The organism is Pseudomonas sp. FP597 (assembly GCF_030687435.1).
Classification (GTDB): Bacteria; Pseudomonadota; Gammaproteobacteria; order Pseudomonadales; family Pseudomonadaceae; genus Aquipseudomonas; species Aquipseudomonas lactucae.
Genome location: NZ_CP117432.1, coordinates 5,135,472 through 5,155,379, shown reverse-complemented (window position 1 = coordinate 5,155,379; position 19,908 = coordinate 5,135,472). Strand labels below are relative to the sequence as shown.

Annotated in this window: 18 protein-coding genes; 7 read left to right on the top strand and 11 right to left on the bottom strand. The window is 61.9% G+C overall.

Annotated features, from left to right (window positions below):
- The first annotated feature begins 7 nt into the window (after positions 1 to 7).
- A complete protein-coding gene (locus PSH66_RS23625) occupies positions 8 to 571 on the top strand; it encodes an NAD(P)H nitroreductase (RefSeq protein ID WP_003175862.1) in 564 nt (187 codons plus the stop codon).
- Positions 572 to 622: 51 nt separating this feature from the next.
- On the opposite strand, the gene PSH66_RS23620 is transcribed toward PSH66_RS23625, so the two are convergent.
- The 6 genes from PSH66_RS23620 to gap form a co-directional block, all read right to left on the bottom strand.
- Entirely contained in the window at positions 623 to 1,024 is a 402-nt protein-coding gene (locus PSH66_RS23620) for a YbaN family protein (protein ID WP_003175861.1), read from the bottom strand.
- 145 nt (positions 1,025 to 1,169) lie between these two features.
- Positions 1,170 to 1,778, bottom strand: coding sequence for a biliverdin-producing heme oxygenase (locus tag PSH66_RS23615; protein WP_141063364.1), 609 nt, complete (start codon positions 1,776 to 1,778; stop codon positions 1,170 to 1,172).
- Between the two features lie 137 nt (positions 1,779 to 1,915).
- Positions 1,916 to 4,483 (bottom strand): TonB-dependent receptor, encoded by a 2,568-nt coding sequence (locus PSH66_RS23610; protein WP_305427734.1) that lies wholly within the window; start codon positions 4,481 to 4,483, stop codon positions 1,916 to 1,918.
- A 116-nt stretch (positions 4,484 to 4,599) separates the two neighbouring features.
- Positions 4,600 to 5,568: a FecR domain-containing protein gene (locus PSH66_RS23605; RefSeq protein ID WP_305427733.1), complete on the bottom strand. Its 969-nt coding sequence runs from the start codon at positions 5,566 to 5,568 to the stop codon at positions 4,600 to 4,602.
- A gap of 73 nt (positions 5,569 to 5,641) precedes the next feature.
- Positions 5,642 to 6,160 (bottom strand): RNA polymerase sigma factor, encoded by a 519-nt coding sequence (locus tag PSH66_RS23600; protein WP_003175857.1) that lies wholly within the window; start codon positions 6,158 to 6,160, stop codon positions 5,642 to 5,644.
- Between the two features lie 138 nt (positions 6,161 to 6,298).
- A complete protein-coding gene (gene gap / locus PSH66_RS23595; protein WP_003175856.1) occupies positions 6,299 to 7,300 on the bottom strand; it encodes a type I glyceraldehyde-3-phosphate dehydrogenase in 1,002 nt (333 codons plus the stop codon).
- Between the two features lie 221 nt (positions 7,301 to 7,521).
- Between gap and edd the strand changes: the two genes are divergently transcribed.
- Genes edd through PSH66_RS23575 form a run of 4 tightly spaced genes read left to right on the top strand, consistent with a single transcriptional unit; the run spans position 7,522 to position 12,529 of the window.
- Positions 7,522 to 9,348: a phosphogluconate dehydratase gene (edd, locus tag PSH66_RS23590; RefSeq protein ID WP_003175855.1), complete on the top strand. Its 1,827-nt coding sequence runs from the start codon at positions 7,522 to 7,524 to the stop codon at positions 9,346 to 9,348.
- The gene (locus PSH66_RS23585) at positions 9,345 to 10,301 is read left to right on the top strand and encodes a glucokinase (protein ID WP_141063361.1); all 957 of its coding nucleotides are present in this window, start codon (positions 9,345 to 9,347) and stop codon (positions 10,299 to 10,301) included. Before edd ends, PSH66_RS23585 begins: the two co-directional genes overlap by 4 nt.
- Positions 10,302 to 10,335: 34 nt before the next feature.
- Complete coding sequence (locus tag PSH66_RS23580) at positions 10,336 to 11,070, top strand: response regulator (RefSeq protein WP_003175853.1); 735 nt, start codon at positions 10,336 to 10,338, stop codon at positions 11,068 to 11,070.
- A 31-nt stretch (positions 11,071 to 11,101) separates the two neighbouring features.
- Positions 11,102 to 12,529, top strand: coding sequence for an ATP-binding protein (locus PSH66_RS23575; protein ID WP_205489227.1), 1,428 nt, complete (start codon positions 11,102 to 11,104; stop codon positions 12,527 to 12,529).
- 106 nt (positions 12,530 to 12,635) lie between these two features.
- On the opposite strand, the gene PSH66_RS23570 is transcribed toward PSH66_RS23575, so the two are convergent.
- Positions 12,636 to 13,565: an AraC family transcriptional regulator gene (locus PSH66_RS23570; RefSeq protein ID WP_003175851.1), complete on the bottom strand. Its 930-nt coding sequence runs from the start codon at positions 13,563 to 13,565 to the stop codon at positions 12,636 to 12,638.
- A gap of 328 nt (positions 13,566 to 13,893) precedes the next feature.
- Between PSH66_RS23570 and PSH66_RS23565 the strand changes: the two genes are divergently transcribed.
- Together PSH66_RS23565 and PSH66_RS23560 are read left to right on the top strand one after the other, a co-directional pair.
- Positions 13,894 to 14,235, top strand: a complete 342-nt coding sequence (locus PSH66_RS23565; RefSeq protein ID WP_305427732.1) for an antibiotic biosynthesis monooxygenase family protein — start codon at positions 13,894 to 13,896, stop codon at positions 14,233 to 14,235.
- 11 nt (positions 14,236 to 14,246) lie between these two features.
- Positions 14,247 to 14,525 (top strand): hypothetical protein, encoded by a 279-nt coding sequence (locus tag PSH66_RS23560; protein ID WP_003175849.1) that lies wholly within the window; start codon positions 14,247 to 14,249, stop codon positions 14,523 to 14,525.
- Positions 14,526 to 14,542: 17 nt separating this feature from the next.
- On the opposite strand, the gene PSH66_RS23555 is transcribed toward PSH66_RS23560, so the two are convergent.
- The 4 genes from PSH66_RS23555 to PSH66_RS23540 all read right to left on the bottom strand — a co-directional run bounded on the left by PSH66_RS23555 (position 14,543) and on the right by PSH66_RS23540 (position 19,844).
- Entirely contained in the window at positions 14,543 to 15,175 is a 633-nt protein-coding gene (locus tag PSH66_RS23555) for a flavin reductase family protein (RefSeq protein ID WP_305427731.1), read from the bottom strand.
- Positions 15,176 to 15,263: 88 nt separating this feature from the next.
- Positions 15,264 to 16,583, bottom strand: a complete 1,320-nt coding sequence (locus PSH66_RS23550; RefSeq protein ID WP_003175846.1) for an MFS transporter — start codon at positions 16,581 to 16,583, stop codon at positions 15,264 to 15,266.
- 166 nt (positions 16,584 to 16,749) lie between these two features.
- Complete coding sequence (locus PSH66_RS23545) at positions 16,750 to 18,084, bottom strand: sigma-54 dependent transcriptional regulator (RefSeq protein ID WP_305427730.1); 1,335 nt, start codon at positions 18,082 to 18,084, stop codon at positions 16,750 to 16,752.
- A complete protein-coding gene (locus tag PSH66_RS23540) occupies positions 18,078 to 19,844 on the bottom strand; it encodes an ATP-binding protein (protein WP_042945217.1) in 1,767 nt (588 codons plus the stop codon). Before PSH66_RS23540 ends, PSH66_RS23545 begins: the two co-directional genes overlap by 7 nt.
- Positions 19,845 to 19,908 lie beyond the last annotated feature (64 nt).

Sequence of the window (19,908 nt, the reverse complement as noted above, 5' to 3'; positions counted from 1 at the left end):
GTGGCCAATGCAGGCTCTCGACGCTTTGCTCAACCGTGTTTCCGTGCCGCGCTTGCTGGAGCCGGCACCGACCCAGGCGCAGCGCGACGTGCTGTTCGCCGCCGCCATGCGGGCGCCCGACCACGGCCAGTTGCGGCCTTGGCGTTTCCTCACCGTGGAAGGCGCCGCCCGCGAGCAGATGGGCACGCTACTGGCCGAAGCCGCGCGCCTGCAGGACGCCGACGCCCCGCAAGCCGTCATCGACAAGGCCCAGAACGGCCCCTTGCGCGCACCGTTGGTGGTGGTGGTGATTGCGCGTTTGCAGGAGCACTTCAAGGTGCCCAAGTCTGAGCAACTGCTGGCCGCTGCCTGTGCGGCCCACGGTATTTTGCTGGCGGCGTACGCCCAAGGCATTGGCGCGGTGTGGCGCACCGGTGAGTTGTCTTATTCAGCCCATGTCGCCCAAGGCCTGGGGCTGACGGCGGATGAAGAGGTGATTGGCTTCCTTTACCTGGGCACGCCGCAGAACCCGCCGCGCACGGCGCCGAAAGAAGATCTGGCGCAGTTTGTTCAGGCCTGGACAGGTCGGTAACCCCCCCCGCGTCCTGCTGTATGGGTGAGCTGGCTTACGGCAACCGAGGGTTCAGATGGGCGCTACGAATCGCTCGGGGCGCGACCAGATCCACAGGTTGCCCAGGCCCATCCCGGCAATGGCCAGGTAGATCGGCCAGCCGTGGTCGAGCATCACCAGCATCAACATCGCGCACAGCACCATGCTCACCGTCGCGCTGACTTTGGCCCGGCGCGCGATGATCCGGCCGTTGCGCCAGTTGTACAGGATCGGTCCGAACAGGCGATGGTTTTCCAGCCAGGCGCTCAGGCGGGGCGAGCTTTTAGTGGCGGCCCAGGCGGCCAGCAGGATGAATTCGGTGGTGGGTAACCCCGGTATGACAATCGCCACCAGCCCGATGCCCAGGCTGACATAGGCCAGCAGGCCGAAGAGGAGCTGGGCGATTTTCGAGGGGGATTGGGTTTTGCCGGTCATGGGTATTTGCAAAGTATGAAAAAAATCGGCTTGAAATAATGTAAGTGTGGGAGGGGCGGTGCGACGATTCGACTTGCTCCCGATGGCAATGGTTTGTACCGGAGCAAGCCCCTCTCACACTTAAATTGCATTTCAATTTGGGGGATCAGGCCAATTCAGGTGCAGTAGCGTACGCCTGTTCCAGCAACACGGTGAAGCGCACAAACGCATCGACCGCGCCTTTTTCCACGGCGGCTTCTTCTTCGGCGCTGAACTCCAGAGCGTCGAGGGTTCGGGTAAAGCGCTTCCAGCCTTCGGCGCGACCGCCTGCCGGCTCACCCAGGTGGCGGGCACCGAAGGTTTCGCTCAGGCCCAGGCCCACGGCGCGTTTGATCAGGAACGCGGCGCCCAGCTTGGAACCTTCGGACACGAACAGCCAGCCCAGGGCCTCGGCTTTGCTTGGGTTTTTCACCGCGCCGGGTACCGGTGCTGGCACTTCGGTATCCAGGTCGCTCAGGTCAAGCTTGGCGGCCTCGGCGCGGCAGCGTTCGGCCAGGTCGGGCACGAGTTCGATCAGTTCGGGGTCGTTGTACAGCGCCACCAGTTCCGACTGGAACAGGTACTGCGCCACCACGAACCGCGCGAAGTTGGCCTGGGTTTCAAACGGCGCGTGAGCCTTGACCAAAGCGTCCAGCTTGGTGTGCGGCTCGTTTGTAATCTGGTTCAGGCGCTGGGAGCGCAGGCTTGGGCGTTCTGTGGTTGTGGAAACGGTCATGAAAAAGTCCTTGGGAAGGGAAGCGCCTGGTTGCCCGTAAAGAGAGCTGTTATCAACTAGACGAACAAGAAGACGCGGCACAGTAAAAAATCCTCACCCCGCCGATGAAATGTCGGCGGGGTGAGCGGGCGGTGTTATCAGATGTCCCAGATCACATTGATCGCAAAGTTGCGGCCGGGCTGGGTCAGGCGGTCGAGGTTGGCGGGCGAGGTCACGCCGGCTTCGCCGACACCGTCGTAGCTGCGCACGTCGTCCCAGTTCCAGTACTTCTTGTCGGTGAGGTTGTAGAGACCGCCGTTGAGCGTCACGTCCTGGGTGACTTTGTAGAAACCGGTCAGGTCGACGATGCCGAAGCCTGGGGTTTTGAACGGGCCATTGCTGGAATTGCCGTCAGGCGCGAAGAAGGTGGTGCTGTCGACGCGGTTCTGTTTTTTGACCAGCGTCCAACTGACCAGCGCGCCGTACTGCGCCTGCTCATACCCCAGGCCGAACACACCCTTGAGCGGATTGACGCTGTTGAGCGGCTGGCCGGTGTCGTCATTGCGGCCATGGGCGTAGCTGATCGCCCCCTGCGTGTAGAGCCCTTGCGGTGCACCCAGCGCGTCCAGGTCGAGGCGCCCTTTGGCTTCCACGCCCTTGATGGTCGCGCGTTTGATGTTCTTGGCCTGGAAGGCTTCGACGGTACTGCCGGCGACCACCGCGTCTTCATCGATAAAGTCGCGGTATTTGTTATAGAACACGGCGATGTCGAAGGAGCCGGCGTCGAAGTTGCCGCGAATGCCGGTTTCGATGCCCTTGCTGGTTTCCGGCTTGAGGTTCGGGTTGGGCTCGACGGTGTAGCCCTGATCGAGGTTTTCAAAGCGGCCATACAAGGCCTTGGCCGACGGGGTGCGGAAGCCTTCCGCATATTGGCCAAACCAGGTGTATTGCTCGGTCAATGCGTAGGTCAGGCCGAATTTCGGCGTGACGCGGTGCCAGGTTTTCTCGCTGTCACTGTGATCGTAGATCCGCGTTGGGTCGACGGTGTTGAGGAATGCCTCGGTCAGCTTGGGTTTGAGCTGGGTGTAGTCGTAGCGCACGCTGGGCAGGAAGGTCCACTTGTCCCAGGCGATCTGGTCCTGGGCAAACAGCGAGTAGGTGTTGATGGTCGGGTCCGGGAAATCGCTGGCGCGCTTGACACTGTCGCTGGCCGATGGACTGGGAGCGCCGATGGCCGTGCAGCCGCTGCCGACTGTCAGGCAGGTGGCGCTGCCCTCACGCGAGCCGGTGACTTTCTGCTGCTTGAGGGTGGTGCCGTAGGTGACTTGATGATCGGTTGCGCCCAGGCTGAAGGCCTTGTCCAACTGTGCGTCGAAGACCCATTGTTTTTCTTCGTAGAGCGTCTCGCGGGTGCGCAATACACGGCGTGACGGTTGATAGATTTCGGCGGTGGTCTGGTTCGTCTTGGCGATCTGGTAATTGAGGCTGGTCTTGATGCGGTCGGCAATCGGCGACTCAAGCGCGAAGCTGTTTTCCAGGCCGAAGCGCTCACGGGTGATGGTGTCGTTGCCCGAACGGGCACGATAGAAGTTGAAGCCGCGTCCCCCGGTGAACGGCCCGCCGACGGCGTTTTTAAGGTTGATGTCGCGATCATCCTTGTACTTCTCGTAGGTCAGGCCCAGGCGATTGTCATCGCCGTAGTTCCAACCCAGTTTGGCCAGGATGTTGGTGGTGCGTGCGTCTTCCGGGTTGGCGCCGGTGCGGGCCAGGCCGGTGGCATTGTTGCCGTCGTAGGATTCGGTTTCGTGGCCGTTGCGCTGGCTCAGGTGCAGCAAGCCGTCGACGTTCTGTACGCGACCGGCGAAGGTGCCGGAGGTGAGCCAGCTCTCGTCGGCGGAGCTGTAGCCGGTCTTGAGGCGGGCGCCGACATCCTGGCCGGGCTTGATGATGTCATCCGGGTCGAGGGTGAAGTAGCTCACCGCACCGCCGATAGCGTTGCTGCCGTACAGGGCCGAGGCCGGGCCGCGCAGGATCTCCACACGCTTGACGATTTCCGGGTCGACGTAGTTGCGACGCGTCTTGGCGTAGGGGCCGTTGAAGAAGTTATTCGGCACTTCCACGCCATCCACCTGGGTGAGGATGCGGTCGCCGTCGATACCGCGAATGTTGTAGCCCGCATTGCCCGAACGGCTGCCGGCACCGCCCACCGATACGCCAGGCTCGTAGCGCACCAGTTCGCGAATGTTATTCACGTTCTGGCGGTCCAGTGCTTCACGCTCATACACGCTGACCGTGCTTGGCACGCTGGTCACGTCCTGCTCGTTGCGGGTGGCGCTGATGGTCACCTGTTGCAGGTTGAGGGTGCTGCCGGCCGCATGTTTTTCCAAAACGATAGTATTGCTGCCCAGTTTGCGATAGCTCAGGTTGGTCCCCACCAACAGCCGGTCCAGGGCTTTTTCCGGCGTCAACGGGCCGTGCGCGCCAGGCGACGACACGCCCTGGCCCAGCTCCGCCGGCAGGCCGACTTGCCAGCCGGTCACCGCGGTAAAGGCATTGAGCGCCGAAACCAGCGGTTGCTGTTCAATGCTGAAGGTGTAATTGCCGTGGCTGTGGGTTGCAGGTTCGGCGGCGCTGGCGGTCATCAGCGGCGCGCCGGCCAGCAGAATGGCGGCGGTCAGCAAGGACAACACGGGCGAAGAAGACCGGTGGTTGAAACGAGAGGACATCGAGAGCGCTCCGGGGTACGAATCTTTATAGTTGCGAACCGAACCAAATAGGAATCAGTTGCATTGGCTAAGACGAGACGTACCACCGACGGCTATCGAGTAAAAATAATTCTCATTTAGTTCAGGATCACCAGCGCCGGGAATTCCGAGAGCTTGGCTGAGGTGATGTGCGCCAGGGAGCGCACCACGTCCAGCGGCTGGTCGAGGCGATAATTGCCGGTGACGGCGACGCTGGCGAGCCTGTCGTTGGTGTTGACGATCCACCCTGGGTAATAGCGGCGCAACTCGGCGAGCACTTCGCTCATCGGGCAGTTTTCGAAAACGAGCCGGCCTTGCACCCAGGCCAGGTCCTTGTCGGCGTCCAGCTTGGCCGGCGGGCCGAAGCCCTTGGGGCCGATGCGGATGCTTTCCCCGGCGCTGAGGCGCACGCGGGCATCGTTGATGGTGTTGCTCAGGTCCACATCACCGCGCTGCACTTGCACTTGCGCCTCGCCATTGAGGTAGCGCACGGCGAAGGCGGTGTCGCGCACGCTGGCGCGTACCGGGCCGGCGTCGATTTGCAGGGGCAGGTCGTGGCTTGGAGGGATGTCGAAAAACGCTTCGCCCTGGTAGAGGCGGGCGATGCGCTGATGGCCCAGCACGGTGCTGGAAAACGCCGAATTGGTGTTGAGCAGTACTTTGGAGCCGTCGTCCAATTGCAGGCGCTGGCGTTCGCCCACCACGGTGAGATGGTCGGCTTGCAGGCGCACCGGCAGGTTGCTGAAACTGAACAGACCGATCAGCAGCACGGCGGCCGTGGCCAGCGGTTTCCAATGGGGTTTGATCCGGCGCCAGGCGCTGGGCTTGCGCGGCACCGCCAGGGCCACGGCGGCGCTGTGCACCGGCGCGCCGCCCCAGGCGGCCTGGGCCTTGCCGAACGCGAGCGCGTGGGCCGGATCGCTGGCCAGCCAGGCTTCAAATTCCGCCTGCTGCCCGGGTTGCGGGCATTGCAAGGCAATCAGCCAATCGAGGGCCTGGTCCATCGCCGTGTCTTGCAACACCTCATGAGCCAGCTCATGGGGGCGCAGTTTATTCGGGTCCGTCACGGTGTGCCTCGGGTCTTCGCCACGTTCTATTCATCTTCTTACGACCTGGGTCGACATTTCTGTCGGATGAAGCTTAAGGCCGATCCAGCCGTTCGGCCACACCTACGCAGATGGCCATGATCAATTTCAATTCCTTTTGCACGGTGCTCAAGGACACATCCAACTGATCGGCGATCTCCTGATAGCTGCAACCATGCAGGCGGCTGAGGATGAAGATCTGTTGCTGGCGCGCGCTCAGTTGGCCCAGGCTGACGCTCAGGTGCTCCAGCAGCTGCTCGGCATGGGTCGCGTCTTCGGGGGTACTGATGGGGGCGGCGACGCTTTGCAGGATGCCCAGCGGGACATCTTCCTGCAGCGTGCGCGCCTGGATCCGACGCGAGCGCAGGTGATCCAGCGCCAGGTTGCGCGCGGTTTGATAGACGAAGGGTTCGAGGTGATCGATCGGCCGCTCGCTCAGCGCCCGCGTAACGCGCAGGTAGGTTTCCTGCAGCAAGTCCTCGGCGGTGCTGTGGTTATGCACCATCCGCTGCAAGGTACGCAGCAGAATCACCCGTTGGGTGAGAAAGACATGGTTGAAGCGAGATTGGCTCACACTGATACCAGACCGATTTGCAGTGAATGATAATGCTTATCATCAACCGAAATGGCAAGTGGCTATTTCCCCAGGCCTACGATAGGAAAATGTGGGAGGGGCAAACCCCTCCCAAGCAAAAGCTCTTCCCTCAAGGAATTACTCGGCGTTACACAATGCCAGGCAGTTATCCAGCATGCGGTTGGAGAAACCCCACTCGTTGTCATACCACGCCAACACTTTGAGCAACTTGCCACTCACCTTGGTGTGGTTGGCGTCGAAGATCGACGACAGCGGGTTGTGGTTGAAGTCGCTGGAGACCAGCGGCAGCGTGTTGTAGCCGAGGATTTTCGAGTGCTGGCTGGCTTCCTTGAGCAGCGCGTTGACCTCTTCGGCGGTGGCTTCTTTTTTCAGTTGTACGGTGAGGTCGACCAGCGACACGTTGATCACCGGCACGCGCACGGCCATGCCGGTCAGCTTGCCCGCCAGTTCCGGCAGCACCAGGCCCACCGCTTCGGCGGCGCCGGTCTTGCTCGGGATCATGTTCTGGGTGGCCGAGCGCGCGCGGTACGGGTCGGTGTGGTAGACGTCGGTCAGGTTCTGGTCGTTGGTGTAGGCATGGATCGTGGTCATCAGGCCGCTTTCGATGCCCAGCTCACGGTGCAGCACCTGGGCGACCGGCGCCAGGCAGTTGGTGGTGCACGAGGCGTTGGAGATGATCTGGTGGGATTGACGCAGAATGTCATGGTTCACGCCGTAGACCACGGTCGCGTCCGCGCCCTTGGCCGGTGCCGAGATGATCACCTTGCGTGCGCCGGCAGTAATATGGGCGGCAGCCTTGTCACGGTCGGTGAACAGGCCGGTGCATTCGAACACCACGTCGATCTTGTGGGCAGCCCATGGCAGGTCGGCCGGGTTGCGAATGGCACTCACGGCAATCCGGTCACCATTGACGGTCAGGCTTTCCTGATCGTGGGCGACCTCTGCGTCGAAAGTGCCGTGCACGGTGTCGAATTTGAGCAGGTGGGCATTGATTGAGCTGTCGCCCAAATCATTGATGGCGACGATCTGCAAATCCTGGCGGTAGCCTTGGGTATACAGTGCGCGCAGGACATTACGGCCGATACGGCCAAAACCATTGATTGCGATACGAAGAGTCATTGGAAAGTGCCTGTCGTCGATTTGTTGTAAGAATTACAAGATTATTCGCATAAAAATAGAAAACAAGCCTTTTTAGTGGCAATATTTTGTTCAATCTACAACGAGTGACCTGAATCAACTGGTCCGATGATTTAAACGACACCCTGCCATCCCATGCGCTGCGGGCGTTTGATCAGCATAGGAACGAGGGTCACCACATCCGTTAGCCTGGAGTTCTACACATGCATCCCCGCGTTCTTGAGGTCACCGAACGGCTTATCGCCCGCAGCCGCGCCACTCGCGAGGCTTACCTTGCGCTCATTCGCGGCGCTGCCAGCGACGGGCCGATGCGCGGCAAGCTGCAATGCGCCAATTTCGCCCACGGCGTGGCCGGTTGCGGCACCGAAGACAAAAACAGCCTGCGCATGATGAATGCCGCCAACGTGGCAATTGTTTCTTCATATAACGACATGCTCTCGGCGCATCAACCGTACGAACACTTCCCGGAACAGATCAAGAAAGCCCTGCGCGAAGTCGGCTCGGTCGGTCAGTTCGCCGGCGGCACCCCGGCCATGTGCGACGGCGTGACCCAGGGCGAGCCGGGCATGGAACTGAGCCTGCTCAGCCGTGAAGTCATCGCCATGTCCACGGCTGTCGCGCTGTCCCACAACATGTTCGATGCCGCGCTGATGCTGGGCATCTGCGACAAGATCGTTCCCGGCCTGATGATGGGCGCGCTGCGCTATGGCCACCTGCCGATGATCTTCGTGCCGGGCGGGCCGATGCCTTCAGGCATCTCCAACAAGCAGAAGGCCGATGTGCGCCAGCGCTACGCCGAAGGCAAGGCCACCCGCGAAGAGCTGCTGGAATCGGAGATGAAGTCCTACCACAGCCCCGGCACCTGCACCTTCTACGGCACCGCCAACACCAACCAGTTGTTGATGGAAGTGATGGGCCTGCACCTGCCGGGCGCGTCGTTCGTCAACCCGTACACGCCGCTGCGTGATGCGCTGACCCGCGAAGCGGCGCATCAGGTCACGCGTCTGACCAAGGCCAACGGCAACTTCACGCCGATCGGCGAGATTGTCGACGAAAAATCCATCGTCAATTCCATCGTCGCGCTCAATGCCACCGGCGGTTCCACCAACCACACCCTGCACATGCCGGCCATCGCCATGTCCGCGGGCATCATCCTCACCTGGCAGGACATGGCCGACCTCTCCGAGGTGGTGCCGACCCTGTCCCACGTGTACCCGAACGGCAAGGCTGACATCAACCACTTCCAGGCGGCGGGCGGCATGTCGTTCCTGATCCGCGAGCTGCTCGAGGCCGGCCTGCTCCACGAAGACGTCAACACGGTCGCGGGCAAGGGCCTGAGCCGTTACATCCAGGAACCGTTCCTGGTCGATGGCGAGTTGGTCTGGCGCGACGGCCCTATCGAGAGCCTCGACGAAACCATCCTGCGCCCCGTGGCCCGTGCGTTCTCGCCCGAAGGTGGCCTGCGCGTGATGGAAGGCAACCTGGGGCGTGGCGTGATGAAAGTCTCCGCCGTGGCGCCGGAGCACCAAGTGGTGGAAGCACCGGCGGTGGTGTTCCAGGACCAGCAGGACCTGGCCGATGCGTTCAAGGCCGGCCAGTTGGAAAAAGACTTTGTCGCAGTCATGCGCTTCCAGGGCCCGCGTTCCAATGGCATGCCCGAACTGCACAAGATGACCCCGTTCCTCGGTGTGTTGCAGGACCGTGGTTTCAAGGTGGCATTGGTGACGGACGGGCGTATGTCCGGCGCGTCGGGTAAGATCCCCGCCGCGATTCACGTCAACCCCGAAGCCCAGAGCGGTGGGCCACTGGCGCGAGTGCGCGATGGCGATATCATTCGTGTGGATGGCGTGACAGGCACCTTGGAGCTTAAGGTGGACGCCGAAGAATTCGCAGCGCGCACGCCTGCCACGGGCCTGTTGGGCAATAATGTGGGGGCAGGTCGCGAGTTGTTTGCATTTATGCGCTTGGCCGCAAGCTCCGCAGAGCAGGGCGCCAGCGCCTTTACCTCTGCCTTGGAGACGCTTAAGTGAAGTTAGCGCTGGTCGGTGATATCGGCGGTACCAACGCGCGTTTTGCGTTGTGGCGGGATTCGGCACTGCATTCGATTCGTGTGCATGCCACGGTGGACTACTCCAGCCCCGAAGAGGCGATCAAGGTCTATTTGCGCGAAGAAGGCCTGAACGTCGGCGATATCGGTGCAGTGTGCCTTTCGGTGGCCGGGCCGGTGAGCGGCGATGAATTTAAATTCACCAACAACCACTGGCGCCTGAGCAAGACTGCGTTTTGCAACACGCTGCAGGTGGATGAGCTGCTGCTGGTCAATGACTTCTCGGCCATGGCCCTGGGCATGACCCGCTTGCAACCCGACGAATTCCGCGTGGTCTGCGAAGGCACGCCGGAGCCGTTGCGCCCGGCGGTGGTGATCGGCCCGGGCACGGGCCTGGGAGTCGGAACGTTGTTGGACCTCGGTGCGGGTCGCTACGCGGCATTGCCGGGGGAGGGCGGGCATGTCGACCTGCCGCTGAGCAGCCCGCGGGAAACCCAGCTGTGGCAGCACATCTACAACGAAATCGGCCACGTCAGCGCCGAAACCGCCTTGAGCGGTGGCGGGTTGCCGCGTCTGTACCGGGCGATTTGTGCGGTCGACGGCCATGTGCCGGTGCTCGAAACGCCCGAAGCCATCACGGCGGCGGGTCTGGCCGGTGATCCGATCGCCATGGAAGTGTTGGACCAGTTCAGCATCTGGCTGGGTCGGGTTGCAGGCAATAATGTACTGACCACCGGTGGGCGCGGTGGCGTATACATCGTGGGCGGGGTGATACCGAGGTTTGCCGACTTCTTTATCGCCAGCGGTTTCGCCAAGAGCTTCAGTGACAAAGGCTGCATGAGCGACTACTTCAAAGGTATTCCGGTGTGGTTGGTGACGGCGCCGTATTCCGGGTTGACCGGGGCGGGCGTGGCGCTGGAGCAGGCTTTTGCCTAGGCAGTGATGGCCCCATAACAACAAGGAGGACCTCGTGAGCGTAATCAGTAAATCGATTCTCCTCGTCGACGACGACCAGGAAATCCGCGAATTGCTGCAAACCTACCTCAGTCGCGCCGGTTTCCAGGTGCGTGGCGTGCCGGATGGCGCGGGGTTTCGCCAGGCGATGAACGAGGCGCCGTGCGACCTGGTCATCCTCGACGTGATGTTGCCCGACGAAGACGGCTTCAGCCTCTGCCGCTGGATTCGCCAGCACCCGCGCCAGGCGCAGGTGCCGATCATCATGCTCACCGCCAGTTCCGACGAAGCCGACCGTGTGATCGGCCTGGAGTTGGGCGCCGATGATTACATCGGCAAGCCGTTCAGCCCCCGTGAATTGCAGGCGCGGATCAAGGCCCTGTTGCGCCGCTGCCAGTTCGGCCAGGAGCGCAGTGGTAGCGCCGATGTGCTGGTGTTCGACGAATGGCGCCTGGACATGATCAGCCACCGGCTGTTCCACGTGGATGGCGAAGAGGTGATCCTTTCCGGTGCCGACTTTGCCCTGCTCAAATTGTTTCTCGACCACCCCCAGCAAATCCTCGACCGCGACACCATCGGCAACGCCACCCGTGGCCGGGACCTGATGCCGCTGGACCGTATCGTCGACATGGCCGTGAGTCGCCTGCGCCAACGCCTGCGCGACACCGAAAAGCCCCCGCGGCTGATCCGCACCGTGCGCGGCAGCGGTTATCAACTGGCAGCCAGCGTGGTTGCCGGCAATGCCCACTGAGCCTGTAACCGAACGCCGCCGTCGCTTCCCGGTGCCGCGCTCATTGCTGGGGCGCATGTTGCTGCTGACCTTGCTGGTGGTGCTGTTCGCCCAGGCGCTGTCCAGCGTGATCTGGGTGTCGCAGTTACGCGCGACCCAGCTCGAAGGCCTGGTCACCAGCGCCCGGAGCCTGGCGCATTCGATGACGGCCAGCGTGAGCTATTTCCGTTCGTTGCCGGTGGCCTACCGGCCGTTGGTCCTCGATCAGTTGCGCAGCATGGGCGGCACTCGGTTTGTGGTGACCCTCAACGATCGCCCGCTGGAGATGCAGGTCCTGCCCGAGACCCCGCGCAAACAGGCCGTGCTGGTCGCGGTGGATGAAGTACTGCGCCAGACCCTGGGCGCCGACGTGGTGATCTCGGTGGAGTTCGTCAGTGCCGAGGAGCTGCGCATCTTCAATGCCGGTCTCAAGCTCGATGAGTTGCCGCGTTCCTGGGCCCATTACGCATTGACCCTGGAACCGGTGAACCCGCCGGTCTTGGTCACCCAGATCCAACTTGCCCCCGGCGAATGGCTGTACATCGCCTCGTTGCTGCCTGAGCCCTACACCAGCCTTGAAGAACAAGGCCTGCCGTCCCAGCAGGTGTGGTTCATCGTGCTGACCAGCGGTTTTCTATTGCTGTTTATCGGCCTGCTGGTGCATTGGCAGAGCCGCCCACTCAAGCGCTTGGCGCGGGCGGCGCGGGACATGTCCCTGGGTGCCGATGTGGAGCCGGTGGCCGAAGGCGGCGGCAGCGAAGTGGTGGAAGTGGGTCGCGCCTTCAACGCCATGCGCGAACGCATCAGCCGTTACCTGACCGAGCGCAGCCAGTTGTTCAGCGCGATTTCCCACGACCTGCGCACACCGATCACCCGCCTGCGCCTGCGCGTGGAACTGCTGGAAGACGAGAACCTGCAAACCAAATTCGGCCGCGACCTGGACGAATTGGAATTGCTGGTGAAGGGCGCGCTGCAATGCGTGAAAGACACCGATATCCACGAGAACATCCAGCCGGTCGACCTCAACCATGTGCTCGAATGCCTGGTGGAGCCTTACGTCGCACCCAACGGCAATGGCCGCGTGACCCTGGATGGCTACGCTCTGGCGGCCTATCCCGGCAAGCCGTTGGCGCTCAAACGCTGCATCGGCAACCTGATCGACAACGCTTTGAAGTACGGGCAGAACGCGCATTTGCACATCGAAGACGATGGTGCGCAGTTCATCCTGCATGTGGATGACGAAGGACCGGGTGTGCCCGAGCAGCGTTTGGAGCAGGTATTCGAACCGCACTTCCGCCTGTCCGGGCAGCAGCAGGGTTATGGGTTGGGCTTGGGGATTGCACGCAATATTGCCCACAGCCATGGGGGGGAAGTGAGTTTGCAGAACCTTCGCGAAGGCGGCCTGAGGGTGACCCTTCAGCTTCCGCGAACGCTGGACTAAATGTGGGAGGGGGCTTGCTCCCGATAGCGGTGTGTCAGCCAGCTGTTTGTAGCTGACACACCGCTATCGGGAGCAAGCCCCCTCCCACATGTTGATCTCTGTGGGGTCAGATGCTCTGGCGCAGCCTGGCCAAGTCGCGCAAGGGCGGCGCACCAAATAACCGGCTGTACTCCCGGCTGAACTGCGACGGGCTTTCGTACCCCACCCGATACCCGGCCGCCGAGGCTTCGAGCCCTTCGGCAATCATCAGCCTGCGCGCTTCCTGCAAGCGCAACTGCTTCTGATACTGCAGCGGACTCATGGCCGTGATTGCCTTGAAGCGATGGTGCAGGGTCGAGACGCTCAGGTTCACTTCCTTGGCCAGGTCATCGATGCGCAACGGTTGTTCGTAGTTGCCATTGAGCCACTTGATCGCCTGGCTCACCCGATGGCTCTGACTGTTGGCCACGGCAATTTCATACAGACGATAGCCCTGTGGTCCACGCAGCAGGCGGTAGAGAATTTCGCGATTGATCAACGGCGCGAGCATCGCGATGTCTTTGGGCGTATCCAGCAAGCGCGCCAGGCGCAGTACCGCGTCGAGCAGTTGATTGTCGATCCGGTCCACGTACATCCCGCGCGATGTCGGGCGCGTGGGCACGCCCATGGGGCCGGCCTCGGCGATCAGCGCTGTGAGCTGCGCCGGGTCGATATTAATGCGCACCGACAGGTTCGGGTCATCCGGCGTGGCATCGATGATCCGTCCGGCCACCGGCATCGCCACCGAGAACACCAAATAGTTGAGCGGGTCATAGGCGAAGATTTCATCGGCCAGGCGCACTTCCTTGCTGCCGTTGGCGAGGATGCACAGCGCGGGCTCCACCAGCACCGGCATGAAATCGCGCGGCGTGTTGTGACGGTTCAGGTACAGCGAGGTGATCGCCGTGCCGTAGGAACCGTCCTCCCAGGTATGGCGGTGCACGATGCTGGCCAGCTCGGCACGCTGTTTTTCCATCTCGGCATCGAGGGGGGTGGGCTGATGGTCGGGCGACGACATGGCGCGTCCTCTGCTGGCTGCTTTGATGGGGGTCAGCTTAGCGGCGACGTTTCAAAAAGTGTTAGGTCGATTCTGCACAATCCTTGCCTGATCCTGCGGCCTGTCGTCAATCAGGCAAGCGCGAGGCCGGTCATCTGCCTGAAATCCGGCGTTTGCGCGTGGAATAAAACCGCTGGACCAACGTCCTATCTACGCTTCTCGCAGGATCGTGCAATAAGCCGGCAGGAATCGACTAACCGCAGGTGTACCCGCGCCGTTATCGTTGATCCTGTGGCAACACACCCTCACAGTGCTTGCCGAGCATCACTTCTCAACGGGAGAGTCGAATATGTCCACCCCCATTCCCGCGAGCCATATGGCCTTTATCCGCGCCCGCACCGGGTGCAGCACCCAGCTGGGTGCACGCTTGAGCAGTTTGATCGAACCGGGCCGCCAGGCTCAGGGTTGCCTGCAGTTTTCATTGCAGCATTCCCAGGTTGACCCCGACGTGTGGCTGGTCTCGGGCTTTTGGAGCAGCGAGCAGGCGATGAGCGACTACTTCAGCTCTCCGGCGCTGATGATCTTCACCGAGCTGTTGAATGACGGCGTGCTGCGCAGTATGGACTTCCAGACCTTCACCGATGCATCCGCCGCACACGCCTACGGCGAGTACCTGCAACTCGCTGGTTGAACCGGTTTAGAATGGCCGCCTTTCCATTGGCCAGGACCTGCAACATGGCACGTAAACAATTTGCCCACCACGAAGCCGTTTCCGCCGTCGTACCGGGAGAAGGGGGCTACAGCGCCGCCGTTGCCGTCAAGGCACTGGATGGCATGGGCGCCCCGCGGTTTCACAAGATCCTGGAGGGGCAGAGGTTCAAGACGGCTTCGGATGCGGATGATGCGGCGACTGTGCAGCTTGAGCGCCTGATCGATGTCGACGAAGAAGGCCAGTTGACGTGGGGCTCTGCGGCAAACTAAAGCACGCCGCATTCCAATCAGGGTTTGGTGGCGCCTGGGCGGTACATCTTGAACAGCGCCTCCGGCCCCAACTGGAAGTAATCCGCCGGGCCGCCACCGCGTAAAATCGGTTCGGCGGCAGCGGTGTCATAGATGCCATCCTTGAGCAGCCACTTGGCAATGTGCACCGCGACCACCTCGCCCAGCACCAGCCAGCTCGGCACCAACCCCTTGTCGGCGCGTTGCAACTGGATGATCTGGGTCACCTTGCATTCGAACGCCACCGGGCTCTCGCCCACGCGTGGTACGCCAACGATTTTTGAAGCCACCGGCGTCAGGCCGGACAGCTCGAACTCATTCACCTGCGGCGAGACCGCCGCGCAGCTCTGGTTCATCTGCTCGGCCAACGGTCGGGTGGCCAGGTTCCACACGAATTCGCCGGTCTGTTCGATGTTGTTCAGGCTGTCTTTGCGCCCGACACTGGAAAACCCAATGATCGGCGGAATGTAATTGAACGCATTGAAGAAACTATAGGGCGCCAGGTTCAGGCGGCCTTCACGGTCGTGTGACGAAATCCAGCCGATCGGCCGTGGGCCGACGATGGCATTGAACGGGTCATGGGGCAGGCCGTGGCCGTTGGCGGGTTCGTAGAAATGGATAGCGTCGGACATGGCTTGTTCTGCTCTCGGTTTCGGGGCAATCATCATATCCAATGTGGGAGGGAGCAAGCCCCTCCCACAGGTTTACCGGGTCAGACGTTTAGTCCGTGGTGATGCGAGAGTGCTTACGGGTGTCCTTCATGGTTGCATAGACCGCCAGCGACACCGCGATACACGCAGTCACATACCAGTAGTACCCGGTTTCCATGCCGATGCTCTTGAACCACAGGGCGATGTATTCAGCGGTGCCGCCGAAGATCGACACGGTCAGCGCATACGGCAGGCCCACGCCCAGGGCGCGGATTTCGGTGGGGAACAACTCGGCCTTCACCACGGCGTTGATCGAGGTGTAGCCGCTGACGATGATCAGTGCGGCCATGATCAGGAAGAACGCGCCCCACCAGCTTTGGATGGTGTGCAGGGTGGTGAGGATCGGTACGGTGAACAGGGTGCCGAGGATACCGAAGGCGATCAGGATCGGACGACGGCCGACCTTGTCCGACAGCCCGCCGATGATCGGTTGCAGGCACATGAACAGAAACAGTGTCGCCGCCGAGATGGTGGTGGAGTCGGAAATGCTCATGCCGACGGTGTTCACCAGGTATTTCTGCATGTAGGTGGTGTAGGTGTAGAACGCCAGGGTGCCGCCCATGGTCAGGCCGACCACGGTCATCAGTTCCTTGGGGTGGCGCATCAAGGTGCGCATCGCGCTTTCCTTGGCTTTTTCCTTCTTGGTGAACGACTCGGTTTCTTCCATGCCACGACGCAGGTACAGGGCGACCACGGCACACAGAGCGCCGATGGCGAACGGGATACGCCAGCCCCAGGCATACAGCTGTTCGGTGGTGAGGACCTGTTGCAGCACGATCAGCACCGCCAACGCGATGAGCTGGCCGGAGATCAGGGTCACGTACTGGAAGCTGGAATAGAAACCACGCCGTTCCTTGGTCGCCATTTCGCTGAGGTAGGTGGCGGAGGTACCGTATTCGCCGCCGACTGAAAGTCCCTGCAACAAACGGGCAAACACCAGCAGGATGGGCGCTCCGATACCAATGATTTCATAGCCTGGGCTCAGGGCAATCAGCAGCGAGCCGAAGCACATCAGGTAGACCGAGGCCATCAGGGCTTTTTTACGCCCGACTTTGTCGGCATACAGGCCCATCAGCCAGCCACCGATCGGCCGCATCAGGAAACCCACGGCGAAGATCGCGGCGGTGTTGAGCAGTTGAGCGGTGGTATCGCCTTTGGGGAAGAAGGCTTTGGCGAAGTACAGCGAGAAGGCGGCGTAGACGTACCAGTCGTACCACTCGACCATGTTGCCGACCGATCCGCTGAAGATCGATTTGATGCGGCTGGACGTGGTGCGTTCTTTTGCCGGCGCGGCCGCCGAGCCCAGAGGCAGGGAGTTGGAGTTATCCATCGAAGGATCCTTCATCTAGTTGTTTTTATGGAGCGGCGCGAACGCTGCCTGGCTGGGGCTATAGCAGGAGCTGTGCCAGGTGGATGAAGGCCCGGTCTAGAGGGGTAGGCGGATTTTCTTGAGCGGAATGTCGCTGATGTTTTTGCAGTAGTGAGCGGAAATCCGCTCATTGATCCTTGAGAAACATGTCCCGTGCGAGGCCATGGCGCTGCATCTTTTCATTGAAGGTTCGGCGAGGCAGTTGCAGCTCCGCCAACACCGCTTTGATATCGCCCTCATGGCGGGTCAATGCAGCTTTCAGGCAATGGGCCTCAAAGGCTTCCTGCTGCGCGGCGAGGGATTGCCCGGCTTCGATGCCTTCCGGTTCCGGCTCACCCAGCCCCAGCACTTGGCGTTCGGCGACATTGGCCAGCTCCCGCACATTACCCGGCCAGTCGTGGCTGAGCAGGCGCCCCAGCTGTGCGCCGCTCAGGGGCTCGACGCTGCGGCCCAGGCGTTCGGCGGCGCTGTGTGCAAAGTGATCGAACAGCAGTGGAATATCTTCACGGCGCTCGCGCAGCGGTGGCAGGCGCAGTTGTGCAACATTCAGGCGATAGGCCAGGTCTTCGCGAAAGCGCCCGGCGCGAGCTTCTTCCAGCAGGTCCGGCTTGGTGGCGGCGATGATGCGCAAATCCACGTGGATGCTCTGGTTGGAGCCCAAGCGCTCCAGTTTTTGCTCCTGCAGCACCCGCAGCAGTTTCACTTGCTGGGCCAGCGGCATGCTTTCGATTTCATCCAGGAACAACGTACCGCCGTGGGCGTATTCCAATTTGCCGATGCGTTTGCTTTGGGCGCCGGTGAACGCGCCGCTTTCGTGGCCGAACAGCTCGGCTTCGAAGAGTTGCTCGGGGATCGCCGCGCAGTTGAGCGCTACGAACGGTTTTTTCGCCCGTGGGCCGAAATCATGCAAGCAGCGGGCGACCAGCTCCTTGCCGCTGCCGGTTTCGCCACGGATCAGCACGTTGACCGGCAAGCTCGCCAGGTCGAGCACCTGGCGGCGCAGGTTCTGCAGGCTTCGAGATACGCCAAGCAGGCTGGATTCGAGTTGCGCGCGGTGACCGGCCTGTTGATGCAGGCGGCGGTTTTCGAGGATCAACCCACGTTTATCCAGGGCGCGGCGCAGGCTGTTGAGCAGGGCGTCGGGGCTGAAGGGTTTTTCGAGGAAGTCATAGGCCCCGTCGCGCATCGCCTCGACGGCCATCGGCACATCGCCATGGCCGGTGAGCAGGATCACCGGCAAGTCGGTGTCGCGACGCTGCACCTCGGCCAGCAGCTCCAGGCCGCTGAGCCCCGGCATGCGTACGTCGCTCAGGATCACCCCGGGAAAGTCCCTGGGCAATTGCGCCAGGCATTCTTCGGCACGGCTGAACAGTTGCACATCAAATCCCGACAGGCTCAACCACTGCTCCACGGCCGTGCGAATGCTGGCTTCGTCATCGACCACAATCACCGCATTCAACATAGGTCCGGCGTCTCCAACGCGATGGGCAGGGTCAGCGTGAACACGGCGCCGTCGCCACGGTTACCGGCGATCAGGCGTCCGCCCAGTTCGTGCACGATAGCGTAGGACACCGCCAGCCCCAAGCCGAGACCGTCGCCCACCGGCTTGGTGGTGAAGAACGGGTCGAACACGTTGTTCAGGTGTTCTTCGGCAATTCCGCCGCCGCTGTCGCTGACGCTCAAGACCCACAGCTGCTGGTCGGCATGCAAGCGGATTTCCAGGCGTTTGCGCGGCTTGTCGGCCATGGCGTCGAGGGCGTTGCGCAGCAGGTTGATCAGCACCTGTTCCAGGCGGATCGCATCGCCGCGTACCCAGGCCGGGCGGGTCAGGTCCAGCATGACGCCGATGGCTTCATCACGCAGGCGCGCGTCGAGCAAGTGCAGTGACTGGTCGACCACGGTGGCCAGGTCCAGGCGTTCGCGCAGGCCGCTGGGGCTTTTGCGCGCAAAGGTCTTGAGGTGGCCGGTGAGCGCGGCCATGCGCGTGAGCATGTCGTCCAGCGGCGTGAGGGCCTTGTAGGCGTCGTCCACGCGGCCGTGGTCCAGCAACAGTCGCAGCGTGGCCAGTTGCATGCGCTGTGCGGTCAGTGGTTGGTTGATTTCATGGGCAAGGGCGGCGGACATTTGCCCCAGCGCGGCCAGCTTGGCCGATTGCACCAAACCATCCTGGGCGGTGCGCAGGGCCTGGGTGCGTTCTTCGACCAATTGCTCCAGCTCCTCGCGGCTGCGCTGGCGCATGCGGGCCAGGCGCCAGCGTTGGCTCAGGAACAGTGCCAGGAACACCAGCGCCAGCCAGGAACCCGCGGCGGCAAGGCCGGCGTTGCGTTGGTCTTCGAAGGCGAACTGAGGTTTGCGCAGCAGGTGCAGGGTCCAGCCTTCGGCCTTCAGTGGCAGGGATTCCCAGATGTAATTGGCGTTGCCGTCGGGGCCGTTGATGCGCATCAAATGGCTGTTTTCGTCGAAGCGTTGCAACGTCTGGGTGTCCAAAGGCTGCAGTTGCTTCTTGTCATATTGGCGCGTGGCCTTGAGTTCGGCCAGGTCGCTGTCCGATAACGGGCGCAGGTTGCGATAGCGCCAGCCCGGTTGATTGGCGATGAACACGATGCCGCGCGCATCGCTGACCAGCAGCAGGTCATTGCCCTGGGCCCATTCGCGTTCAAGCTCGGGGAATTCCAGTTTCACCACCATGGCACCCAGGAACTGTTCGTGGTCGTCGAGCACTGCGCTGGAGAGGAAGTACCCCGGGATCCCAGTGGTCACCCCCACTGCGTAGAAGCGTCCGGTGCCCTGGCTTTTGGTCTGGATGAAATAGGGGCGAAACCCATAGTTATGGCCCACATAGCTGCTCGGCAACGCCCAGTTGCTGGCGGCCACGGCCAGGCCGTTACGGTCCATCAACTCCAGGGTGGAGGACTGCGCGGCACCGTTGATGCGTTCGAGTTTGCGGTTGAGTGTGTCCTGCGTGGCAGCATCCACCGGGCCTTTCAGCGCGCTGATCATTTCCGAGTCCAGCGCCAGCACGGCGGGCAGGGCGCGGTAACGTTCGATCAGGGTATGCAGGGAATTGGCGTACAGCGCCAGCTGTTGATTGGCACGGGCGGCGTCGTCCACCAGCGCCTCGCGTTCTGCATGGCGCATGGCCAATGTCGCGGCAAGCACCGCACCGGCGATGATCATCAGGGAATAGAAGGTCAGACGCAGGGGGCGAGGTATCGCGATCATACGGATATGAACAGCTGCAATAAGGGAAGGCACCATACCATGCGCCATAAAAAAGGCGACTGGG